The sequence below is a fragment of the Streptomyces luteoverticillatus genome, from assembly GCF_003970715.1.
GTDB lineage: Bacteria > Actinomycetota > Actinomycetes > Streptomycetales > Streptomycetaceae > Streptomyces > Streptomyces abikoensis.
This window is the reverse complement of record NZ_CP034587.1, coordinates 170,675-190,829: the sequence shown is the minus strand read 5'-3', so window position 1 is coordinate 190,829 and position 20,155 is coordinate 170,675. Positions and strand designations below refer to the sequence as shown.

At 71.8% G+C, this 20,155-nt stretch carries 19 protein-coding genes and 1 tRNA gene; 12 read left to right on the top strand and 8 right to left on the bottom strand.

The window, feature by feature from the left end:
- Positions 1-177 precede the first annotated feature (177 nt).
- Complete coding sequence (locus tag EKH77_RS00865; RefSeq protein ID WP_240667156.1) at positions 178-1,485, bottom strand: YhgE/Pip domain-containing protein; 1,308 nt, start codon at positions 1,483-1,485, stop codon at positions 178-180.
- Between the two features lie 134 nt (positions 1,486-1,619).
- Between EKH77_RS00865 and EKH77_RS00860 the strand changes: the two genes are divergently transcribed.
- The 6 genes from EKH77_RS00860 (at position 1,620) to EKH77_RS00835 (ending at position 6,887) form a co-directional block, all read left to right on the top strand.
- A complete protein-coding gene (locus EKH77_RS00860) occupies positions 1,620-2,285 on the top strand; it encodes a MerR family transcriptional regulator (protein ID WP_126912523.1) in 666 nt (221 codons plus the stop codon).
- A gap of 88 nt (positions 2,286-2,373) precedes the next feature.
- Entirely contained in the window at positions 2,374-3,504 is a 1,131-nt protein-coding gene (locus EKH77_RS00855) for an ABC transporter substrate-binding protein (protein WP_126912522.1), read from the top strand.
- Positions 3,505-3,632: 128 nt separating this feature from the next.
- On the top strand, positions 3,633-4,781 hold the full coding sequence (locus EKH77_RS00850) for an NADH:flavin oxidoreductase (RefSeq protein ID WP_126912521.1): 1,149 nt from the start codon (positions 3,633-3,635) through the stop codon (positions 4,779-4,781).
- Between the two features lie 52 nt (positions 4,782-4,833).
- Positions 4,834-5,448, top strand: coding sequence for a CGNR zinc finger domain-containing protein (locus EKH77_RS00845; RefSeq protein ID WP_126912520.1), 615 nt, complete (start codon positions 4,834-4,836; stop codon positions 5,446-5,448).
- Between the two features lie 62 nt (positions 5,449-5,510).
- Positions 5,511-5,586, top strand: a tRNA-Thr gene (locus EKH77_RS00840).
- Positions 5,587-5,786: 200 nt separating this feature from the next.
- Positions 5,787-6,887 carry a hypothetical protein gene (locus tag EKH77_RS00835; RefSeq protein ID WP_126912519.1) on the top strand — a complete coding sequence of 367 codons (1,101 nt, stop codon included), beginning with the start codon at positions 5,787-5,789 and terminating at the stop codon, positions 6,885-6,887.
- A gap of 67 nt (positions 6,888-6,954) precedes the next feature.
- Here EKH77_RS00835 and EKH77_RS00830 read toward each other — a convergent pair whose 3' ends face one another.
- From EKH77_RS00830 to EKH77_RS00820, 3 genes are read right to left on the bottom strand one after another with little or no spacing between them, the layout of a single operon-like run.
- Positions 6,955-8,442 (bottom strand): CoA transferase, encoded by a 1,488-nt coding sequence (locus tag EKH77_RS00830; RefSeq protein WP_126912518.1) that lies wholly within the window; start codon positions 8,440-8,442, stop codon positions 6,955-6,957.
- A complete protein-coding gene (locus EKH77_RS00825; RefSeq protein WP_126912517.1) occupies positions 8,439-9,452 on the bottom strand; it encodes a 3-hydroxyacyl-CoA dehydrogenase NAD-binding domain-containing protein in 1,014 nt (337 codons plus the stop codon). Before EKH77_RS00825 ends, EKH77_RS00830 begins: the two co-directional genes overlap by 4 nt.
- Positions 9,453-9,487: 35 nt before the next feature.
- Positions 9,488-10,225, bottom strand: a complete 738-nt coding sequence (locus tag EKH77_RS00820; protein WP_126912516.1) for an acetoacetate decarboxylase — start codon at positions 10,223-10,225, stop codon at positions 9,488-9,490.
- Between the two features lie 93 nt (positions 10,226-10,318).
- On the opposite strand from EKH77_RS00820, the gene EKH77_RS00815 reads away from it, so the two are divergent.
- On the top strand, positions 10,319-11,227 hold the full coding sequence (locus EKH77_RS00815) for a LysR substrate-binding domain-containing protein (protein WP_126912515.1): 909 nt from the start codon (positions 10,319-10,321) through the stop codon (positions 11,225-11,227).
- 37 nt (positions 11,228-11,264) lie between these two features.
- Here EKH77_RS00815 and EKH77_RS00810 read toward each other — a convergent pair whose 3' ends face one another.
- Both EKH77_RS00810 and EKH77_RS00805 read right to left on the bottom strand, forming a co-directional pair.
- A complete protein-coding gene (locus EKH77_RS00810; RefSeq protein ID WP_240667155.1) occupies positions 11,265-11,570 on the bottom strand; it encodes a hypothetical protein in 306 nt (101 codons plus the stop codon).
- A gap of 176 nt (positions 11,571-11,746) precedes the next feature.
- A complete protein-coding gene (locus tag EKH77_RS00805) occupies positions 11,747-13,261 on the bottom strand; it encodes an LCP family protein (protein WP_126912513.1) in 1,515 nt (504 codons plus the stop codon).
- A 239-nt stretch (positions 13,262-13,500) separates the two neighbouring features.
- Between EKH77_RS00805 and EKH77_RS00800 the strand changes: the two genes are divergently transcribed.
- Both EKH77_RS00800 and EKH77_RS00795 read left to right on the top strand, forming a co-directional pair.
- Positions 13,501-14,913, top strand: a complete 1,413-nt coding sequence (locus tag EKH77_RS00800) for an MFS transporter (RefSeq protein ID WP_126912512.1) — start codon at positions 13,501-13,503, stop codon at positions 14,911-14,913.
- Positions 14,914-15,064: 151 nt separating this feature from the next.
- Positions 15,065-15,673, top strand: a complete 609-nt coding sequence (locus EKH77_RS00795) for an RICIN domain-containing protein (protein WP_126912511.1) — start codon at positions 15,065-15,067, stop codon at positions 15,671-15,673.
- A 120-nt stretch (positions 15,674-15,793) separates the two neighbouring features.
- Here EKH77_RS00795 and EKH77_RS00790 read toward each other — a convergent pair whose 3' ends face one another.
- Positions 15,794-16,468: a hypothetical protein gene (locus EKH77_RS00790; protein ID WP_126912510.1), complete on the bottom strand. Its 675-nt coding sequence runs from the start codon at positions 16,466-16,468 to the stop codon at positions 15,794-15,796.
- 176 nt (positions 16,469-16,644) lie between these two features.
- Positions 16,645-17,241 carry a maleylpyruvate isomerase family mycothiol-dependent enzyme gene (locus EKH77_RS00785; protein ID WP_240667154.1) on the bottom strand — a complete coding sequence of 199 codons (597 nt, stop codon included), beginning with the start codon at positions 17,239-17,241 and terminating at the stop codon, positions 16,645-16,647.
- A 72-nt stretch (positions 17,242-17,313) separates the two neighbouring features.
- Between EKH77_RS00785 and EKH77_RS00780 the strand changes: the two genes are divergently transcribed.
- The 3 genes from EKH77_RS00780 (at position 17,314) to EKH77_RS00770 (ending at position 20,151) form a co-directional block, all read left to right on the top strand.
- Entirely contained in the window at positions 17,314-18,237 is a 924-nt protein-coding gene (locus EKH77_RS00780) for a LysR family transcriptional regulator (RefSeq protein WP_126912509.1), read from the top strand.
- 176 nt (positions 18,238-18,413) lie between these two features.
- Positions 18,414-18,872, top strand: coding sequence for a DUF6542 domain-containing protein (locus EKH77_RS00775; protein WP_126912508.1), 459 nt, complete (start codon positions 18,414-18,416; stop codon positions 18,870-18,872).
- Positions 18,865-20,151, top strand: a complete 1,287-nt coding sequence (locus tag EKH77_RS00770) for an LCP family protein (RefSeq protein WP_206279784.1) — start codon at positions 18,865-18,867, stop codon at positions 20,149-20,151. Before EKH77_RS00775 ends, EKH77_RS00770 begins: the two co-directional genes overlap by 8 nt.
- Positions 20,152-20,155: the final 4 nt, after the last annotated feature.

Sequence of the window (20,155 nt, the reverse complement as noted above, 5' to 3'; positions counted from 1 at the left end):
ACCGCCGTGGCGGTACCGGACCGGCGCGCCGGAGGACACGCGCAGCTAAGGGGTCCGCCGCCTTCGACACAGTTTGGCCCGTTCTCAACCGCCTTGGAAAAACCTCCCGTTGGCGTGAAAAAAGTGAGGGCGGGGTCCGGATGGACCCCGCCCTCACTTCATGTGCTGTCGGCTACATCAGGCCGCCGCGGTCGCCGGCACGGCCTCGTCGGCCGGCTCGGTGGGGCGGGGGACCCGGTGGAGGCCCTTGCGGTCGTAGAGGCGCGTGACGCCGAAGCCGAAGAGCAGGGCGACGACCAGGGCGATGCCCATGGAGACCCAGGCGCGGGTCAGGCCGGCGTCGGCCTGGGCGTCGTAGTAGAGGATGGAGCGCATGCCGCCGGTGATCTGGCGGAGCGGCTCGAACTCGGAGAGCCAGCGGAAGAAGCCGGGCAGCGCCTCCAGTGGCACGGTGGCACCGGAGGACGGGACGGCCATGGCGACGAAGACGATGGCCGAGAGCAGCATGCCGGGGACGCCGAACACGGAGAGGAGCGTCAGGGCGCTGATGCCGACGACGGCGATCGTGGCCACGGAGTAGACCCACAGCAGACCGAGGTGGGAGGCGTCCATGCCGAGGATGCCGACGGTGGCGGCCTCGACGATGGAGCCCATCACCAGGGAGAAGGCCAGCATGAGGACGGAGCTGATGGCCAGCGTGCGCACGCGGCTGGTGTGCTGGAGGGGCTGCCGCAGGCGGAAGGGGCCGAAGTCGGAGTGGAGGTAGCCGAGCGCGGTGTCCACCTGGTTGGTGAGCGCGTTGGCGCCGAGCATGCCGCAGACGACCAGCACCAGCGCGTAGTAGAAGGCGCTCAGGCCCATGGCGCTGTGGGTGCCGAGCGGGTGGCCGTCGGCGACCTGGACGGACACCGGGTCGGCGAGCAGCAGCTTGGCGGCCGGGGCGAGCGGGGCCTTCTGGGCGGCGGCGCGGTCGAGGAGCTGCTTGCCGAGCTGCGCGGAGGCGGCGTGTGCGGCCTTCTGCGTGGCCTGGCTCGCCATCGAGGAGCCGAAGCTGCCCGCCGACTGGTTGGTGAGCACCGTCATCGTCGGACGGGCCGGCTGGGTCTGCTGGGGGCTGGTCAGCCCTGTCACCGCGGCGGTGAAGTTCTGCGGAACGACGACCGCGCCGTAGAGCTTGCCCTGGCCGAGCTTCTTGTCGGCCTCCTGACGGCTGAGGACCTGCCAGTCGAAGCTCTTGTTGCCCTCGGCGGACTTCTTGATGCCGGAGACGACCTGCTCGCCGAGGTTCATGTGCTTGCCGTTGGCGTCGAGCCCCTTGTCACTGTTGACCAGGGCGACGGGCAGGTCGCGCAGGTTGCCCTTGGGGTTGACGTTGCCGCCCACGTACAGCAGGGCGAACAAGGTGGAGACCACCGCGAGGATGAGGCCCGAGCCGATCCACAGCCGTGGGCTGCGGAGCACGGACGAGGACGGGAGGGAAGACAATGATCGCTCCGGGGTGATGACGCAGAGTAGCTAGATATCGAAGGTATCCAGGTGCTAGATAGTGGCAGTATCCAACAGGGGTGTCCAATCGTTGAACCCGGATACCCGGTTCGCATCACCAGCGAGGAAGCCGCATGAAGATCTCCGAGCTCAGCCGCAGGGCCGGCGTGCCCGTCGCCAGCATCAAGTACTTCCGGCGCGAAGGCCTGCTGCCCGCCGGCCGGGCGACGGCCGCGACGCTGGCCGAGTACGGCGAGGAGCACGTCCAGCGGCTGCGGCTGATCAAGGCGCTGACCACGCTGGGAGGGCTGTCCATCGCCGCCACCCGGGACGTGCTGGCGGCCGTCGGCGAGGCCCACACCACCGAGGGGAAGCTCGGCGCCATCAGCTACGCCCTGCCGGTGCCCGTGGCGGACTCGCCCGTCGCGGACTCCGCTCAGGGCGCGGCGGACCAGACGGCCGCCGAAGCGGAGGTGGCCGAGCTGATCGCGGCCATGCACTGGCAGACGCCCGACGCCTCCCCGCACGTACGGGGGCTGACCGAGGCGCTGAAGGCGCTCAGGCGGGTCGACGCGGACTACCGGCCGGGTGAGCTCGCCGCCTACGCGGAGCTGGCCAACTCCATCGCCCGGCTGGACCTCGAACGCGCGGCCACCTTCGGTGACGACGCGGAGGCCGTGGCCGAACGGGCGGTCATCGTCTTCGCCCTCTCCGCCCCCGTGCTGGAGCTGCTGCGCCGCCTCGCGCAGGAGGACCAGGTCCGCCGCCGCGTCGCGGAGCGTGGCGAAGCCTTTTCTTGAAAGTTCAAGAACATCGGCCTAGAGTGAGCCGCGAGCCGGTTCTTGAAACTTCAAGAACTCTGGCTTCCCCCCTCACGAAGGAGTCGTTGTGAAGTCCACCCGGAAGGCATGGGCCACGGCAGTCGCCCTCGGCGTGCTCGCCGCGAGCGGAGCCACCGTCGCCGCCGCCACCCCCTCCGCCCACCCCGCGGCGAAGAGCGCGAGCGAGGACGAGCAGCTGCAGAAGCTGTACAAGGACGCTCTGGCCGAGGGCGGTCGCCTGGTCGTCTACGCCGGCGGCGACAAGCCGGGCCAGGCCGACTACCTCAAGAACGCCTTCCTCAAGCAGTTCCCCAAGATGAAGGTCGACACCGTCGTCGACTTCAGCAAGAACCACGACGCCCGCCTCGACAACCAGATAGCCGAGCACAAGGTCGTCGCCGACGTCGTCCACCTCCAGACCCTCGACGACTTCCCCCGCTGGAAGAAGGAGGGGGCGCTGATGCGGTACAAGCCGGTGGGCTGGAACAAGGTCTACGACCAGATCAAGGACAAGGACGGCTACTACACCGGCCTGTTCTTCATCGCCTTCGCCAACGTCACGGCCACCACGCTCGGCGACAACGCGCCCGTCGAGGCCGCGGACTTCCTCAAGCCCGAGTTCAAGAACAAGCTCGTCTTCACCTACCCCAACGACGACGACGCCGTCCTCTACTACTTCAAGCAGCTCACGGACAAGTACGGCTTCGACTACCTGAACAAGCTGCTCGCCCAGAACCCCAAGTTCGTGCGCGGCACCGCGGATGCCTCCGCCACCGTCGGCACCAACGGCTACGTGGCGAACTTCGGCAGCTCGGGCAGCTCCAGCGGCCTGTCGAAGACGAGCACCCCGCAGAAGTCGCCGTGGGTCGCCTGGCCGCAGACCGGCGCCATCCTCAAGGACGCCCCCCACAAGTCCGCGGCCAAGCTGTACCTGAGCTGGCTCCTGTCGAAACAGGGACAGGAGGGCCGCTGGAGCGCCCGCACGGACGTCGCCACCCCGGCCGGCCGCAAGAACATCTTCGACTACGACAACATGAACCCGCTCGGCCTCGGCCGGTTCATGAGCGACCGCGCCGCACTCGACCGCTTCAAGGCGCGCATCAGCCTCTACGTCGGTGACGTCAAGGGCGCCGACCCGGCCGACCCCGAGGGCAAGCTCGGTCTGTACCCCGTCGACCAGAACGGCACCCAGGGCTAGGAGCCGGGCGAAGGGGGGGATCGTGCCCCGCCTCGCATTTTTCCGCTCCCCCCGGGAATGCGACACAACCAACACCGGTTACGCCTATGTCATTCGATGTGACGTACCGAGTGGAGGACGATCCCCCCATGACCACGACGACACCCACGACCGCCGGCCCGGCCGAACTGCCCTCGCGAGCCGCGCGCCTGCTCGGCCGCCCCCTCGCCCTGGGCGATGTCACCCTCGCCAACCGCATGGTGATGGCGCCGATGACGCGGCGCTTCTCGCCGGGCGGAGTGCCGGGCGAGGACGTCGCCGCGTACTACGCGCGACGGGCGGCCGGCGGCGTGGGCCTGATCATCACCGAGGGCACCTATGTGGCCCGCGACGCCGCGGCGGCCTACGACAACGTGCCCCACTTCCACGGCGAGGAGGCCCTGGCGGGCTGGGCGCGGGTGGCCGAGCGGGTGCACGAGGCCGGCGGCCGCATCATGCCCCAGCTCTGGCACACCGGCGTGGCGCGCCCCGACGACGCCGCGCCGCTGGGCGTACCGGCCGACACCCCGTCCGGGACCGACCTCGACGGCCGTCCGCACGGCAAGGAGATGACGCGGGCCGACATCGACGCGGTCGTCGGCGCCTTCGCGCGGGCCGCCGCCGACGCCGAGCGCGCCGGCTTCGACGGCGTCGAGCTCCACGGCGCCCACGGCTACCTGATCGACACCTTCCTGTGGCACGGCACCAACAGGCGCACCGACGCCTACGGCGGCGACCACACCTCCCGGGCCCGCTTCGCGGCCGAGATCGTCTCGGCGGTACGCGCCGCCGTCTCGCCCGGCTTCCCCGTCGTCCTCCGCCTCTCGCAGTGGAAGGCCGACCACTACGACGCCCGGCTCGCCGAGACCCCGCAGGAGCTCGAGCGGCTGCTCGCCCCGCTCGCGGCGGCGGGCGTGGACGCCTTCCACGCCTCCACCCGGCGCTACTGGCTGCCCGAGTTCGAGGACGGCGACCTGAACCTCGCGGGCTGGACGAAGAAGCTCACGGGCAAGCCCACCATCACCGTCGGCTCGGTGGGCCTGGACCAGGAGTTCAGAGGCGTGCGGGCGGGCGGACCCGACCACGCGGGAGTGACCGGCATCGAGCCGCTCCTGGACCGCCTCGAGCGCGACGAGTTCGACGCCGTCGCCATCGGCCGGGCCCTCATCTCCGACGCCGAGTGGCCCGCCAAGGCCCTCACCGACCGGCTCCACGAGGCCGTGCCCTACCACGTGACGCAGCTCGGCACACTGGTCTGACGCACCGGAGCGCACACCGGGGCGCCGGCTTCCCGGAAGGACGGTTCACGCGATGACCTGGCCCGCGACGGCACGTTACGGTCTGGAGGCGGCTCCCGGCGGCCTCGGCCTCGTCCAGGACCTGCTGAACACGGCCGCCACTCCGGCGCCCGGTTCCGTGGACCTCCTCGCCGCCCTCGACGACGCGCGGGCGTGGGCGGACGCGGCCATCGCGCGGTGGACGGCCGTCACCGGGCGGCCGGTGCCCCCGGTGCTCCTCGACGCCGAGGAGGCCGGGAAGCTGCGGGCCTTCCGTGACGACCTGCGGCGGCTGATCACGGAAGGCGCCGGGGACGAGCCGGGTGCGGGCGCCCGCGCGGCGCTCCCGCACCACGGCTCGGTGACGCTGCGACTGGGCGAGGACGGCGTCGTCCGCCTGGAGCCGTGCGGCCCGGGCCGGCGCCGCCTGGCCGCCCTCGCCCTGGTGGCGGTCTTCGAGGCGCAGCGGGACGGCACGTGGCACCGCCTCAAGACCTGCCGCGCCCCGCGCTGCCGCGTCGCCTTCTACGACCGTTCGCGCAACAACAGCGGTGTCTGGCACGACGTCAAGTCCTGCGGCAACGCGGCCAACCTCCGCGCCTGCCGGGCCCGCCGCCGGGCCCGGGAAGCGGAGGACGGCGGCGTCTGAGGGCCTGGCCCGGTGGCGGTCAAAAGCCTGTACGACCTGGGGTATGCTTTTTCTCGTCGCCGGCCCCAATAGCTCAGTCGGCAGAGCGTCTCCATGGTAAGGAGAAGGTCAACGGTTCGATTCCGTTTTGGGGCTCCACAGCAGAAGGCCTCCACCGGTTCGGTGGGGGCCTTCTGTCGTCTCGTTCGCCCACACGGATGAATCCGCCGAAAGTACCATCTGATGGTCGGGCGATGCCGCTTCCATGGACGCGTCGTGGGGGATTGGCGCGCATCCGGGAGGGCCGGTTGGACCGCCGCACGTTTCAGAGCCGACTTTTCGCGCTGGGGAGTCTGACGGTGGCCGGGGCGCTGCCGGTGACACCGGTCGGCGCGGCTGCCGAGCCGGTCCGCCGGGCCGGACCGGGGAGCGAGGGGGTGCCGTCCCGGCGGTCGGTGGTGGAGTACGAGCTGCCGCCCGCCGAGGAGACCCACGAGCTCGTCAAACTGCCGGACAAGCCGGTGGTCCTGGTGTCGCAGATGTCCAACAGCCATCTGGTGAAGCTGAGCCTGGATCCAGGCACCGAGCGGGTGACCGGCGTCAAGGCGTTCACGCTGGGCCCGAAGGACGCGATGCTGCACGGACTGGCGGTGTCGGAGCGTCACCCCGGGCGGATCTGGGCCACGCACGAGGGCGGGAACCGGCTGCTGCTGGTCGACCCGAGGGCGGACGAGCCGGACGCCGCGCCGCGCGTCGAGCGGGAGATCGGCGTTCCGGGCGGCGGCCGGGGCCCGCACTACGTCAACGAGTACGGCGACACGCTGTGGGTGACGTTGAAGGGCAGCGACCAGGTCCTGGCCCTGGACCACACCCGGCCGGAACGCTTCCGGCTGTTCGACGCGAAACCGCATCCCATCTTCGCCGCGCGGCACCCCGGCAGCGGTGACTTCTACGTCAGCCAGGACGGCGCGAGCGCGGTACTGCGGATCGATCCCCGGAGCGGACGCACCACGCAGCTGCCGGTCCCCGCCGAGCGGGGCAGCACCCCGGTCGGGCTGATCAGCGGCCCCGGTGGGGTGTGGGTGGTGCTCCTCGGTACGGAGAAGGCCGGGACCGGCACGTTCGGCCGGATCGACGAGGACGGCAGCATCACCTGGCACCGGCTGCGCGAAGCGCGCGGCCGCTCGGCGTCGCTGCTGCACCTGGCCTTCGAACGGCCGGGGACCGGGCGTGAACCCGTGCTGTGGCTGCTGGCGTCGTCGATCGTCTCCGACGACGCGCGGGACCAGATCATCCGGGTGCGCTTCGACGCGTCGTGGACGCACATCGTCGAGGAGGAGTACGCGGCGCTGCCGACGCAGCTGTGCAAGGCGCACCGCCTGCTGCCGCTCGCGAACAGCGTGCTCGCCACCGAGCTGACGACCTTCACGGTGGCGCAACTGACGAGGACCCCGGACTGACGCCGGGGCAGGGCCGCGTGGTGAGGGGGGCCGGCGACGGGATCGCCGGCCCCCTGAGGCTCGTCGGTTACCGCGCGAGCCACTCCGGGCGGCCGGAGCCGCGTGGGACGAGGACGGTGCGGAACGCGCCGGGGGTCCCGGACATCACGACCTGGTCGGTGACGCCCTGGTAGCGGCCGCAGGGGGTGTCGGCGGTGAAGGTGTCGGGGTCGAGGTAGGCATGGCGTTCGCCGGTGCCGGCGAGCTCGCGGGCGTAGTCCTTGTCGAGGACGCCGAGGCTGAGGATCCACAGGGCGACGCGGGTGAGCGAGACGTGCACGCGGTAGCTGCCGCCCTCGGTGGCCCGCCGCATGAGGGCGGCGATGACGCCGGTGGTGGCGAGCCAGGGGACCAGGTAGTCGTTGACGACCTTGATCGGGGGGAGGGCCGGGTTGTCGTCGGTGCCTTCGAGGTTCATCATGCCGGCGACGCAGCCGGCGGTCTGGTCGAAGCCGACGCGGTTCGCCCAGGGCCCGTGCTGCCCGTGGAGGCTGACGGTGGTGTGGATGATGCCGGGCCGGATCGCGGCGGCCTCCTGCGGGGTGAGGCCCATCCGCTCCAGGTAGCCGGCGCGGTGGTTGGCGTAGAAGACGTCGGTGCCGCGCAGCAGCCCGCGCAGGACGGCGGCGGCCTCCGGGTCGCGCGCGTAGTCGAGGGTGGACGAACGCACGCCCACCTGGGCGGTGTAGTAGAGGATGTCGTTCTCGAACTGGCCGGGGCGCCAGATGTTGAGGGCGTCGGCGCCGTGCTGGGCCATGGTGCGGCCGATGGCGGCGCCGGCGATGACATGGCCCAGGCCCAGGGCGCGCACACCGTCCAGGGGCTGGGTGGCGCCGGGCGGCAGCGGCTCGGGGTCGCTGTCGCCGATCTTCTCGATCTCGATCAGGGGCAGGTCGGCCAGGACGTCGCGGTACTGGCGGGTGCCGAGGAACTCCCGGGTGCCGCGCAGCATGGGCATGACGACCCCGGCGTCCGCTCCGGCCCGCTCCAGCTCGGCGCCGTCCCAGCGGGAGACGGCGTTCGCGACGGCGAGGGCGTCGTCGGGCGTGCCCAGCAGCTTCAGGGTGCGGGACTTGAGCGCGGGGTAGACGTTCAGGGGCATCACCCAACGGCCGTCGCCCGCGCGGTAGAAGGACAGGGCGAAGGGATCGTCGGGGGCGACGATCGGGTAGCCGTTGAGCTTCTCCCACTTCCCGTCGTAGAAGGGGCACAGCCGGTGCGGGGCCTTGCGCAGGTCCATGGCGATGTCCTGGCCGGGGCCGCCGCGGTGCCGCCACAGCTTGGCCAGTGCGACGGACTTGGCGGTCAGGCCCAGGGCGGGGGCGGCGGCCAGTCGCAGGGTGGAGGGGACGACCGGGTCGGCCCCGGTGAAGGAGACCGTGCCGCCCGCGTCGCGCTCGCTCATGCCGACGCCGCAGAGGACGTCGTCGAGCGCGGCGTGGATGTCGAAGTCGTCCCCGGACGCGCCGGTGACCGGCTTGTCGAGCGCGGCATTGATCTTGTCGGTGAGGTTCATGCTGTTGCCTGTCCGTGCTGTGCGGGCTGTTCGCGCTGTCCGTGCTGTGCCTGGCGTCCGTCGGCGGTCGCGGCGAGGGCGCGCATCAGGGCGAGCTGCGCGCGATCGCGGCGGGCGGCGAGTTCACCGACCGGCCCGCCGCCGAACGCCTCCTCCGCCTGTGCGGTGAGCAGGGCGACGGTGGGCTCGTCGAACGACGGCTCGCCCAGGCCGGGCCAGGTCGCCTCCATCGCGCGGCCGAGGTGCCGGAGGAAGTGCGGCAGGCCGCCGGGGCCGCCGCCGAGGTGGAAGGTGCGGAAGGGGCCCGCGACCGCCCAGCGCAGCCCGATGGAGTCGGTGACGATGTCGTCGAGCTCGGCCTCGGTGACCACGCCTTCGGCCACCAGGTGCACGCACTCGCGGAAGAGCGCGGCCTGGAGGCGGTTGGCGACGAAGCCCGGGACCTCCTTGCGGAGGATCTGGGGCTTCTTGCCCAGCGACGCGTAGAAGTCACGGGCCCGCAGCAGGGTCTCCGGAGAGGTCCGCTCACCCGGGACGATCTCCACCAGCGGGACCAGGTGCGGCGGGTTGAAGGGGTGGCCGACGACCAGGCGTTCCGGCTGCCGCAGCGCCGTGGCGATCGCGCTGGCGGGGATGCCGGAGGTCGATGTGGCCAGCAACGCGTGGGCCGGGGCGGCCGCTTCGACGGTCCGCCAGATCTCCCGCTTGACGTCCAGCCGTTCCGGGCCGTTCTCCTGGACGACGTCGGCCTCCGCGACCGCGGCGGCCAGGTCCGGCTCGAAGCGGAGCCGGGCCGTCAGCCGCTCGGTGGGCAGTCCGAGCTCGGCGAGGGCCGGGGCGATCTCCGCCAGCCCGGCCAGGACCTGGTCCTTCGCCTCGGGACGCGGGTCGCTGACGACCACGTCCAGGCCGTGGGCCAGGAACAGCCCGGCCCAGGAGATCCCGATCACGCCGCCGCCGATGACGGTGACGCGGTCGCGGGGGCGCGGGGCCGATGTGTGTGCGTTCATGGTGTGCACCCGTTCTTCTCGATCGGGAGGGCTCGTCAGTTGGTCAGGTAGTCGTGGACGACCTCGGCCGGGCTCAGCGTGAGGTCGGTGAGGATGTGGCTGGCGGAGACGACCTCGAGGACCGGCAGGTCCGCGAGCGGTGCCAGCGCGTGGGCGAACAGCTCCAGCCGCGCCGGCCCGCGAAAGGCGCTCTTGACCGTGATGTCGGTGATCTGCGTGCGGACCAGTTCGCAGATGCGCGGCCGGCCGTCGTAGCCGGGCAGCGCCTTGACCATGAAGGTGGGGACGCAGATCTCGGCGCGGGCCTCGTCGAGGTCCATCGGGTGGTGCTTGTAGCCCATGGTGGCGGTGGCCACCCGCAGCGAGCCGTAGTCGAGCGTGCCGACGAGGGTGTCGGAGTCCGTGTAGAGCCTGGGCGACCCGGCCTTCTTCGGGTAGGCGCCCAGCTCGCGGCCGCTGGAGATCGCCGGAACACTGTTGAGGTACATCGCCAGGTTGTACTCGCCGCGCTCACCCGCGTACTCGACGGGGACGACCTGGCCCGCCTCGGTGTAGTCGCCCAGCCCCGTCACATCCGGCATCCGCATGATCTCGAAGCGCACCAGCGGCTCGGGAACCGACAGCGGCTCGGGGACGACCCGGCGCAGCGCCTCGGGGTCGGTGCGGTAAGTGATGTTGAGGTACTCGCGGTCGGTGAACCGGTACCGGGTGGGGGCGAAGGCGGGGGCGTCCAGCGGAGTGGTGAACAGCCGGGCGACGTCGTGCATGTGCATGGTGGCTTCCTTTCAGCGCCTGGAACCACCTCACTCCTCCGGCCATGATTCTGTCCAATATATGTTTGTAGCGGATTCGATATGCTCTGCCATATGGAGCTCACCCAACGCCTGCTCGAGCAGTTCCTGGTGCTCGCCGAGGAGAAGCACTTCGGCCGTGCCGCGGAACGGCTGTCGATGAGCCAGCCCCCGCTCAGCCAGGCGATGCAGCGCCTCGAGCGAGGTCTCGGGGTGACGCTGCTGGACCGGGGGCCGGGCGGCGTGCGCCTCACCCCGGCGGGGGCCGCCTTCGCCGTCGAGGCGCGGCGGCTCCTCGACGCGCGGACCGCCGCCGTCGAACGGGTGCGGCGCGTCGCGCACGGCCTGGAGGGCGATGTGCGCGTGGGATACGTGAGCATCCTCAGCCACCGCCACCTGCCCAGACTGCTGCGCGCCGCGGCCGACGAGCTTCCCGGCCTGCGCGTCCAGCTGCGCCAGGACTCCACGGCCGCGCTCGTGGAGATGACCGGCGCCGGGACGCTGGACCTCGCCTTCCTCCGCGACCCCTCACCCATACCGGACGACCTCGAGGCCCACGCCTTCGCCGTCGAACGCGTCGTCGCCGCCGTGCCGGACGAACACCGCCTGGCCGGTGCCGAGTCGATCGCCCTCGTGGACCTGCGCGACGACGACTTCGTCCTCCCCAGCGCCACAGCCCTGCCCGGGCTCGCCCTCCAGGCCCAACGCGCCTGCCAGGAAGCCGGGTTCACGCCGCGCCGCCGTGCCGACGCGGACGATCTCAGCGGCCTGCTCGGCTACGTGGCCGCCGGACTGTGCGTCAGCCTTCTGCCGGAGGACCTGCGCGACTTCCCCGTCCCGGGCATCGCCTTCGTGCCGCTCCGGGACTCCTCGCCGTACCTCCGCACGACCGTCGCCGCCGTGCACCGGCCCGACGCGGACGCCGCCGTGCGGCGCCTTCTGGAGCTCATCACCCGGCACATGGGCCCGGAGCACGTTGTGTGAGCGGCGTGTTGGAGGGGGCGCCGTGCTCGTACCGCCCTTAGGGGTGGCGGCTCCCCGGCGCGTGCGTCGCCTCCCTGTCGCCGGCCCGCCTGCCCTCGGCCCAGCCGGTGAGGAAGACCGAGACCAATTCGGCTCCCCGCGCGGCGAGATGACGGCGCCGCTCCCAGCGGGAGCGGGGCGGTACGCCGCCGCGATCGCGCCGCGGATCGAGGGCGAGGGCGGTGAGGCGCCGGCCCGCCTGGGCGAGGTCGGTGAGGATCCGGTCCCGTCGGGGCCCGCCGGGCGTGGTGCGGAGGGCGGTGTACAGTCCCTCGATCTCGGACACGACCGACCCGAGGCGCAAGTCGGTACTCCCTGTCGATGTCGTCCTGCCCTGCGCCAACTGCCGCCCCCTTCGTGCGATCGCGTGCCCGGCGCACAACACTTGCCCAGTTGCGCAACTCCGCAATCCTGTCATGCCGAGGCTCGCCTCGCCTACCGTTCCGGGGCGTCGGAGCCGACGGGCGGCGGCGCTCCCGGTCACCCGTAGGACAGGTTGGAGCACACGTCGTCGTCCGCCGACCGGGCCGTGCCCGCCACCTGGCTGGGCACCGCCGTGGGCACCGGCGTGGAAGGCGCGGAGCCGGTGGGGGACGGGTCGGCCGCGTACGCCTGGCCCAGGGTGACGGTGACGCCCGGTGTGCCGGAGGGGCGCAGTTCGGCCCCGGGGAACAGGCGGGCGACGGTCCGGGCGTGGTCCTGCTGCCCGGGGCCGTAGGTGATGGCCGTGGTCGACCCCTGATGGGAGCGGCTGTTCGCGGTGCCGGTGACGGTGAATCCGCTGCCCTTGAGCATCTCGGCCGCACGGGCGGCCAGGCCGGGCGTCGCGGTGCCGTTGAGCACGGCCACGCTGATGCCCGAGCCGGACACGGGGGACGGGCCGGCGGTGGCCGGCGCGTGCGGCTTGTCGTCCTGCTGCTTGCCGCGCGCGTTCCGGCCGTCGATGGTGCGGTCGTTCCTGATCGCGTCCCACAGGGCGTCCGCGTCGGGATGGACGATCGCGACCCGGTTGCCCTGGTACTGCCAGGGCAGGGTGACGAACTTGGTGTCGTGGAGGTCGATGTCCTTCATCGACATCGCGAAGGAGAAGAGCTTGCGGGCCGAGTCGAGGCCGGGGTCGACCGTCATGGACTTGGTGGCCGCGTCCGCCAGCGGCAGCAGGGTGGTGGGGCTGAAGCCCTGGCCCTTCACCTTCTTGACGAGGCTCGCGACGAACGCCTGCTGCCGCTTGATGCGGCCGATGTCCGAGCCGTCCCCTATGCCGTGACGCAGCCGCACATAGTCCAGGGCCTCCTGACCGGAGACCGTTCGCGGGCCCTTGGGGAAGATCAGCCGGCCCTTGGAGCCGAGATTGGGATTCAGGTCGCCCTGGTAGACGTCGTTGGGCAGGCAGACGTCGACACCGCCCACGGCAGACGTCATCTTCGAGAACCCCACGAAGTCCACGACGACCGTGTGGTCGACACGCAGACCGGTCAGCTTCTCCACCGTGTTCTGCGTACAGGCCGGATTGCCCTTCGTGGTGCGCCCGACCGAGAAGGCCGAGTTGAACATCACACCGGTCTGCGGAGCCGTCCATGTGCCGTCGGGGAGCCGGCACGAGGGGATGTCGACGAGGCTGTCGCGGGGGATGGACACCGCGACGGCGTGCTTCTGGTCGCCGTAGACGTGCAGCAGGAAGGCGGTGTCCGAGCGGCCGAAGTCGTCGCCTCCGCCGCCCATCCGCGCGTTGTCCCCGGAGCGCGAGTCCGAGCCGATGACCAGGACGTTCTGGCCGCCGAAGCCGGCGGCGGGACGGTCCTTCGAGAGGCCCTCCGCGCCGAAGCTGTCGATGTTGCCGTCGAACTCGTAGTAGAGCCAGCCCCCGGCGGCCGCCATCAGTACGACCGTGGACGCCGATATGGCGGTGATGAGCCGTACCCGGCCGCGACGGCGTTCCCGGGTACGGATGGCCTGTCGGCTCTGGCGCCGCGGGGCCACCGATGTGCCTGTCATATGTGCGCTTTCGTCCGCGTGGCTACCGGGAGGAACGGCCGGCTCGCCCCACTCGTCAGTTGTACAGTTGCGCAATGTAGCAAGAGTCGGGGTGGTCGTGGCCTGCGGGTTCCAGGAACCACCCGAGGGGGGAAGAGCCGACGGCCGCGACACCGGTATCTGCGCCGATCCGGTGAACCCGGCGCCCACGGGTGCGCCCGGCTGTCCGTCCTCGCCGGCCCGCGCCGACAGTGTTCTCCATGGACGACCGGCCCACGGGGTGGAGGACGCGGATACCGCGTGAGCGCGCGCGGCCGCGATGGGTGCGGGAGTCGCCCGTCTCCTGGCAGTTGGCGGTATTGACGGTCTGTTTCGGCGGCTTTATGAGCCAGCTGGACGCGAGCATCGTCACCCTCACCTACCCGAGCCTGGAGCGGGAGTTCGGCGAGCGACTGGCCGCCGTCCAGTGGGTGTCACTGGTGTACATGCTGGTCACGGCGGCGGTGCTGGTCGCGGTCGGCCACGTGTCGGACGTGCTGGGCCGCAAGCTGGTCTACCTCCACGGCTTCGGCCTGTTCGCGCTCTCCTCCGCCGCCTGCTCCCTGGCCCCCGACCTGACGACCCTGGTGTGCTTCCGCGGCGTACAGGCGCTGGGAGCGGCCATGCTCGCGGGCAACAGCGTGGCCCTGGTCAGCCTGGTCGCCCCGCGCGAGAAGCTGCGCACCGCGCTGGGCATGCAGGCGGGCGGACAGGCGCTGGGCCTGGCGGTCGGGCCGACGCTGGGCGGGGTGCTGGTGTCGACGGTGGGCTGGCGCTGGGTGTTCTGGATCAACGTGCCGGTCGGCGTCCTGGCGACGCTGCTCGGCCGCTACCTGCTGCCCCGTACCGTCGAAAGGGCCGGCGGCGCCCGCTTCGATCTGCGGGGGACGGTCTGGCTCGCGGTGGCGTCGGCCGCGCTGCTGGGCGGGGTCTCGGTGTTCTCCGGCACGCCGCTGCCGGGCTGGTCCGGCGTGGTGCTGCTCGCGGTGTCGGCGGCGGCGTTCCGGGGTTTCGCCCGGCGCGAGGCACGCGCCCCCGAACCCTTGGTGCCGCTGTCGCTGCTGGGGGACCGGCGGGTCGGGTGGGGGCTCGTGGGGGCCCTGGCCGGGTACCTCGTCCTGTTCGGGCCGCTGGTGCTCGTCCCCCTGGTGCTGACGCGGCACGGGGAGAGCGAGATGCGGGCCGGCCTGCTGCTGGGCGCGCTGCCCGCCGCGTTCGCGCTCGCCTCCAACCTCCAGGAACACCTGCTTCCCCGGCGGTGGGACGGCCGGCGCCGCGCTCTGACCGGGGCCGCGCTGTCCATGGCGGGGCTGCTGGGACTGGCGTTCGCCACCCCCGTGGACCGGTGGCTGATCTGCTGGCTCGCCGTGCTGGGTCTGGGCCTCGGCCTGTTCACCCCGTCCAACAACGAGACCCTGATGCGGGCCGTGCCGCGAGAGCTGTCCGGCACGGGTGGCGGCATGGTCAACACGGCCCGGGCCCTGGGCACCGCCCTCGGTATCGCCGTCGTCACCCTCACCCTCGAACTGGGCGACGGCCGTGGCGCGGGCTCGGTCCTGCCGCCGCTCCCCGTCCTCACCCTCGCCGCCGCCGCGGCTCTGGCGGGCGCGGCGACGCTGCGGGCGGGGCGCTAGGGGCGGCCGGGTTCCGCGGGTGGCCGGTTCTGCGTATGGACGGCCGCCGCCCGCGCGGCTAGTCATGACCACGACATGACGCGCGCTCGTGCCGGAACCAGGAACTGTGACGGAATCAGGAATCGTGACGGAATCAGGAAGGGGATCGTCCATGTCACCTCGCCACGCGGTGATCGGTCTCACGCTGACGACGACGCTGCTCACCGGAACAGGCCTCGCCACGGCCACGGCCGCACCTCGCGACACACGACCGGCGGACACCGGCACCGCCGCCGCGACCTCGCTCCAGAGAGCCCATCAAGGCGCCCTCACTCTCGGGGCACGGGTCCAGGCCGGGGTCGTCAGGATCGCCAGCCTTTACGGGCGGACTCCCGGCCAGTGCCTCGACGCGGACGCCAACGCGGGCGGCAACGGCACCAAGGTGCAGGTCTGGGCGTGCAACGGCAGTGGCCAGCAGGCGTGGATCTCCTGGGACAACGGGGCGCTGGAGAGCGTCCGGTTCCGGGGCATGTGCCTCGACGCCGACACCAACGGCGGCGGCCGCAACGGCACCAGGGTGCAGCTGTGGCAGTGCAACGGAACCGCACAACAACGCTGGTTCGGCTTCCGGAACGACCTCGCGCTCTACAACGACCTGTTCTACAACGGTGGCAACACCGTCCTGGACCGGGACACCAACGTGCCCGGCAACGGCGCCCAGGCGCAGTTGTGGGCCAAGAACTTCCAGTCCCAGCAGTGGTGGCGGGTCGACGCGGCCTGACCACGAAGGCGGGGGTGTTCCGCCGTGTTCGTCACGGCGGAACACCCCCCGGGGGAGCGCTGTCGACCCGTCAGCCGCGTCTCAGCGCGTTGCCCCAGCGCGATGCTTCAGCGCGTTGCCTCAGTGCTGCGGGTGGCGGCCGACGCGGTCGTAGCGCTGGTTGTTCGTCCTGACGGACTTGTCGATCGACGTGCTGTTGTCGATCGTGGTGCTCCTGTCGACCGTGTTGCTGACCTGGGACTCCGAGGTCTGCCCGCAACGGTTGTGGTTGGCCTGCTGCACGTTGGAGAGGTCCGCCGTGCCGCCCTTGCCGCCGTTGGCCGTCGCCCCCTGGTGCTGGGCGCCGTTGGTCGAGCCGGAGCCGCCGCTGCCCGGGCCTCCGGCGCCGACGCCGCCCGTGCCGGGACCGCCCGAGGCCGGGCCGCTGGTGCCGCTGCCGCCCGAGGCGTCCGGGCTGCCGCCGCCGAAGACGCTGCCGCCACCGCCGGCCCCCGCCGAACCGCCGCTGGCGTCACCGCTGGAGGCGTTGCCGCCCGAGCCCGTGCCGCCGGCGCCGGAGCCGCCCGTCCCGTCACCGCCCACGCCGACACCCAGGAGGTCCTGCGCCTGCCGCACCACCGCCGTGCCGCCGGAGGCGTCGACCAGGCTGGCGTTGTACGGGTTGTTGCAGTAGATGTTCGTGTAACCCTCGCCGTGCCCCGAAGCTGCCGAAGCGGCCGAGGCGGTTCCGCAGCCGACACCCATGGTGGTGACGACGAGCGTGGCGGCCGCGGCGACCCGCTGGATGATGCTCACAGGATTCCCCTCCAGTCGACGCCGGCGCACGTATGACCGGCGTACTTTCACTTCGAGTTAACTGCCGACCGGTGGAAGGGTGACGGGTTAAATGTGATGCGTCACCTTTACGGCATTCACCCACCCTTCCTGGAGGGTCCCCAACCCGCTGCGAGGCGAGTCGATGTGACGGTCTGTTACCGACCTGCCGGGAGTTCGCGCCCGTACGCGAGCAGCAGGAGCTCCTGAGCGGGTCCCGTCAGCGTCCTGCCCGAGCCGTACGACCACTCCAGGTCGGTGGCGCGCAGTTCGACGCCTTCGAGCTTCGCCTTGAAGAACCGGAGCGTGCTCGGCTGGACGGTCCGGAACACGATCCGCAGACGCTCCTCGGGAACTTGGCGGCCGAGGCCGAGGGGCACGGTGATGTCCAGGCCATGGACCACGTCGTGCCCGAGCGCCGCCGGCGGCCCGCCCACCGGAGGCGTCCAGGGGTGATGGGCGTTGTCCCGCAGCGCCTGGGCGATCTCGCGCCGGGACAGGGCGGCGGCGTCGCGGCGCGCGAGGCGGTCCGTCATCCTGTGGAGACCGCCGCCCGACCGGACGAGTTCCAGCGCCGTCCTGCCGAACGAGTACCGGAAACCCTGGCTCATATGGGCGGCGACCTCCCGCACCCGCCACCCCGCGCACAGCGAGGGCGCGTTCCACTGATCCTCGGTCAGACCGTCGAGGACATCGGCGAGTTCACGCCGTTCCGACGCTATCGCCGTACGGACATCCATCGTCACGCTCGTCATGACCACCAGCCTGTGCGAGCCCCCGGTCAGAAGTCCAAGAGCGGGTACTTCTCGCCGCTAGAATCCCCGCTTATGGAGCTCCGCCAGCTGAAGTACTTCCTCACCGTCGTCGAGGAGGCCAACTTCACCCGCGCCGCCGCCCGCCTCCACCTCGCCCAGCCGGGAGTGAGCGCTCAGATCCGGCAGCTGGAACGAGAGCTCGGACAGACCCTGCTGGACCGCACCGGCGGCACCGTGACCACGACCGCCGTGGGCGAGGCGGTCCTTCCCTACGCGCGGGCGGCGCTCGCGGCCGTCGAGGGACTGCGGCAGACGGTGGACGAGTTCACCGGGCTCATGCGGGGACAGGTCACCATCGGGCTCGTCTCGGGCGCGGTCGCCGACGGATTCGAAGTGGCCTCCGTGCTGGCCGACTTCCACGAGGACCACCCGCAGGTCGAGATAGCGCTCACCGAGGACACGTCCGAGCGGATGCTCGCGGGCCTGCGCCTCGGCGAACTCGACCTCGCCGTCGTCGGCCTCGCCGGCCAGGGCCCCCTGCCGGGCGTCGACCTCCAGGTCGTCGTCGACACGCCGCTGGTCGCTGCCATGGCCCCGGACGATCCGCTGCTCGCGTCCGCCGGTCGCGCCGCGCTCCCGCTGAGGGCGCTCGCCGACCGTTCACTGATCAGCCTGCCGCGCGGGACGGGCCTGCGCGCGGTGCTCGAACACGCCTGTGAGCAGGCCGGGTTCGAGCCCCGCATCGCCTTCGAGGGCGCCGCGCCGAAGCTGCTGGCCCGGCTCGCCGCCCGTGGCCTCGGGGTGGCCGTCCTCCCCGAGCTGCCGCCCGAGGAGGCCGCCGCGCTGGGCCTGCGCACCCTCGCCGTCACCGATCCGGCGCTCCGTGGCCGGGTCGCCCTCGCCTGGCCGGCGGACGGCCCCGCCGCCCCGGCGGCCAAGGCTCTCCTCGCGCGCATGCGACAGGCGTTCCCGCCGGCCCGGTCCACACCTGCTTGAAGGGGCCGCTCTGAAGAAGCCGCGGCCGTGCGCCCGGCACGTCTGACGCGGGCGGCAGGACCCGTCCGCTTCGGCGGCACCAACACTTGCTATATTGCGCAACTATGCAATCCGGAATGCCGACGGCAGGTCAAAGGGCCGATCCGCCACGCCCCCGCATACGGACGACGCGGCGGGTGCCGACCCCTCGGGGCCGTGCGGCGGTCGCCCAGCACGGCAGGAGACGCGGCGGATCGCGGGCGCGGTCCCGCAGAAGGCCTCTGACTGTCACCCTCACCGCCCTCGCGCTGCCGGTGGCCGGGATCGCCGTGGACGGACTGACCGGTTCCGCGCCCGGCCCGGCCTTCGTGGTGGCAGCGGTCGTCGCCGCGATTCTGGGGGCCGTGACCTGCTCGCGGGCGGGCGCCTGGTGGGTGGCGTACGCCCCGCCACTGGTGGTGGCGCCGATCACGGCGGTCGCCGAGGGGCTGACCGGCGGGGCGGTGGGCGGCCACGGCAAGGGGCTCGCGACCTCGGCCGTGCACTGGTCCGTCGACGCCTTCCCGGCGATGGCGGCGGCCGAGGCCGCCCTCCTTGCCGTGCTGGCAGCGCGATGGATCCGGTCCCGGCGGAGCACGAGGAGGAACGGTGCGTGAAGAGCAGGGTGCCAACGCGCGGCACGGCGTCGACGGGGTCGGTGGGCGGAGGCGAGGCCGTCGACGATCTGCCCGGCACCGGGGCGGCGGACGTACGCCCCGCGCGGTCGTCGCGGGGCGGATCGTCGCCGGCCTCGCCTCCGCCGCCGTCCTGGCGACCAGCGGGGTCTCCTGGGCCGCGTACCGCTGGATCACAGGCGGTCTCCACACCTCCGACGCCCTCGACAGAGTCGGGCGGAACGCGCCGAGGCACCTCGACGACTCCGTCAACCTGCTGCTCATAGGCCTCGACTCCCGCAAGGACATGAATGGCGACGACCTGCCGAAGGAATTCGTCCAGGACCAGCTCCACGCGGGGTCGAGCGACATCGGCTACTACAACACCAACACCCTGATCCTGATGCACATCCCCGCCGACGGCGGAAAGGTCCAGGCGTTCTCCATCCCCCGGGACGACTACGTCCAGACCTTCAACGGCGACGGCTCGTCCCAGGGACACTTCAAGATCAAGGAGGCGTACTCCAACGCCTACACCGGTGCCCGGGAGCGGCTCTACCGGGAGGGCGTACGCGGCAGTGATCTGGAGGCGGGGAGCAGGGAGTCGGGCCGGGAGGCGACCCTGGCCACCGTGCAGAAGTTCCTCGGGGTGCCGATCGACCACTTCGCCGAGGTCAACCTGCTGGGCTTCTACGACATCGCCAAGGTGCTCCAGCCGATCCAGGTGTGCCTGAAGCACCCGGTGCGCGACCGTTATTCCGGCGCCGACTTCCCCGCCGGCCTCCAGGAGCTGGACCCCAAGCAGGCGCTGGCCTTCGTCCGCCAGCGGCACGGGCTGGACGGCGGCGACCTGGACCGGACCCACCGGCAGCAGGCGTTCCTCTCCTCCGTCACCCACAAGCTCAAGGCCCAGGGCGTCTTCGACGACCTGGGCAAGCTGCGGGGTCTGTTCGGGGTCGTGAAGAAGGACCTGGTCGTCGACAGCAAACTGAACGTGATCGACTTCGCCCGGCAGGCCGGCAACCTCACCGGCGGCAACGTCGAGTTCAACACCTTGCCGACGGAAGGGCCCGCCACCCGCAACAACGAGGAGGTGGAACTCGTCGACCAGGACAAGATCCGAGCCCTCGTGCGGGAGAGGATCGGCGGGTCGGTCTCGTCCCCGTCCCCGTCCTCGTCCCCACCCTCCTCTCCGCCCTCGGTCCCGTCCCCTTCTCCGTCGCGGGGCGGCGGCTTCGCGGGCGAGTCGGTGAAGGAAGGCGGCATTCCTTGCGTCGACTGAGGTG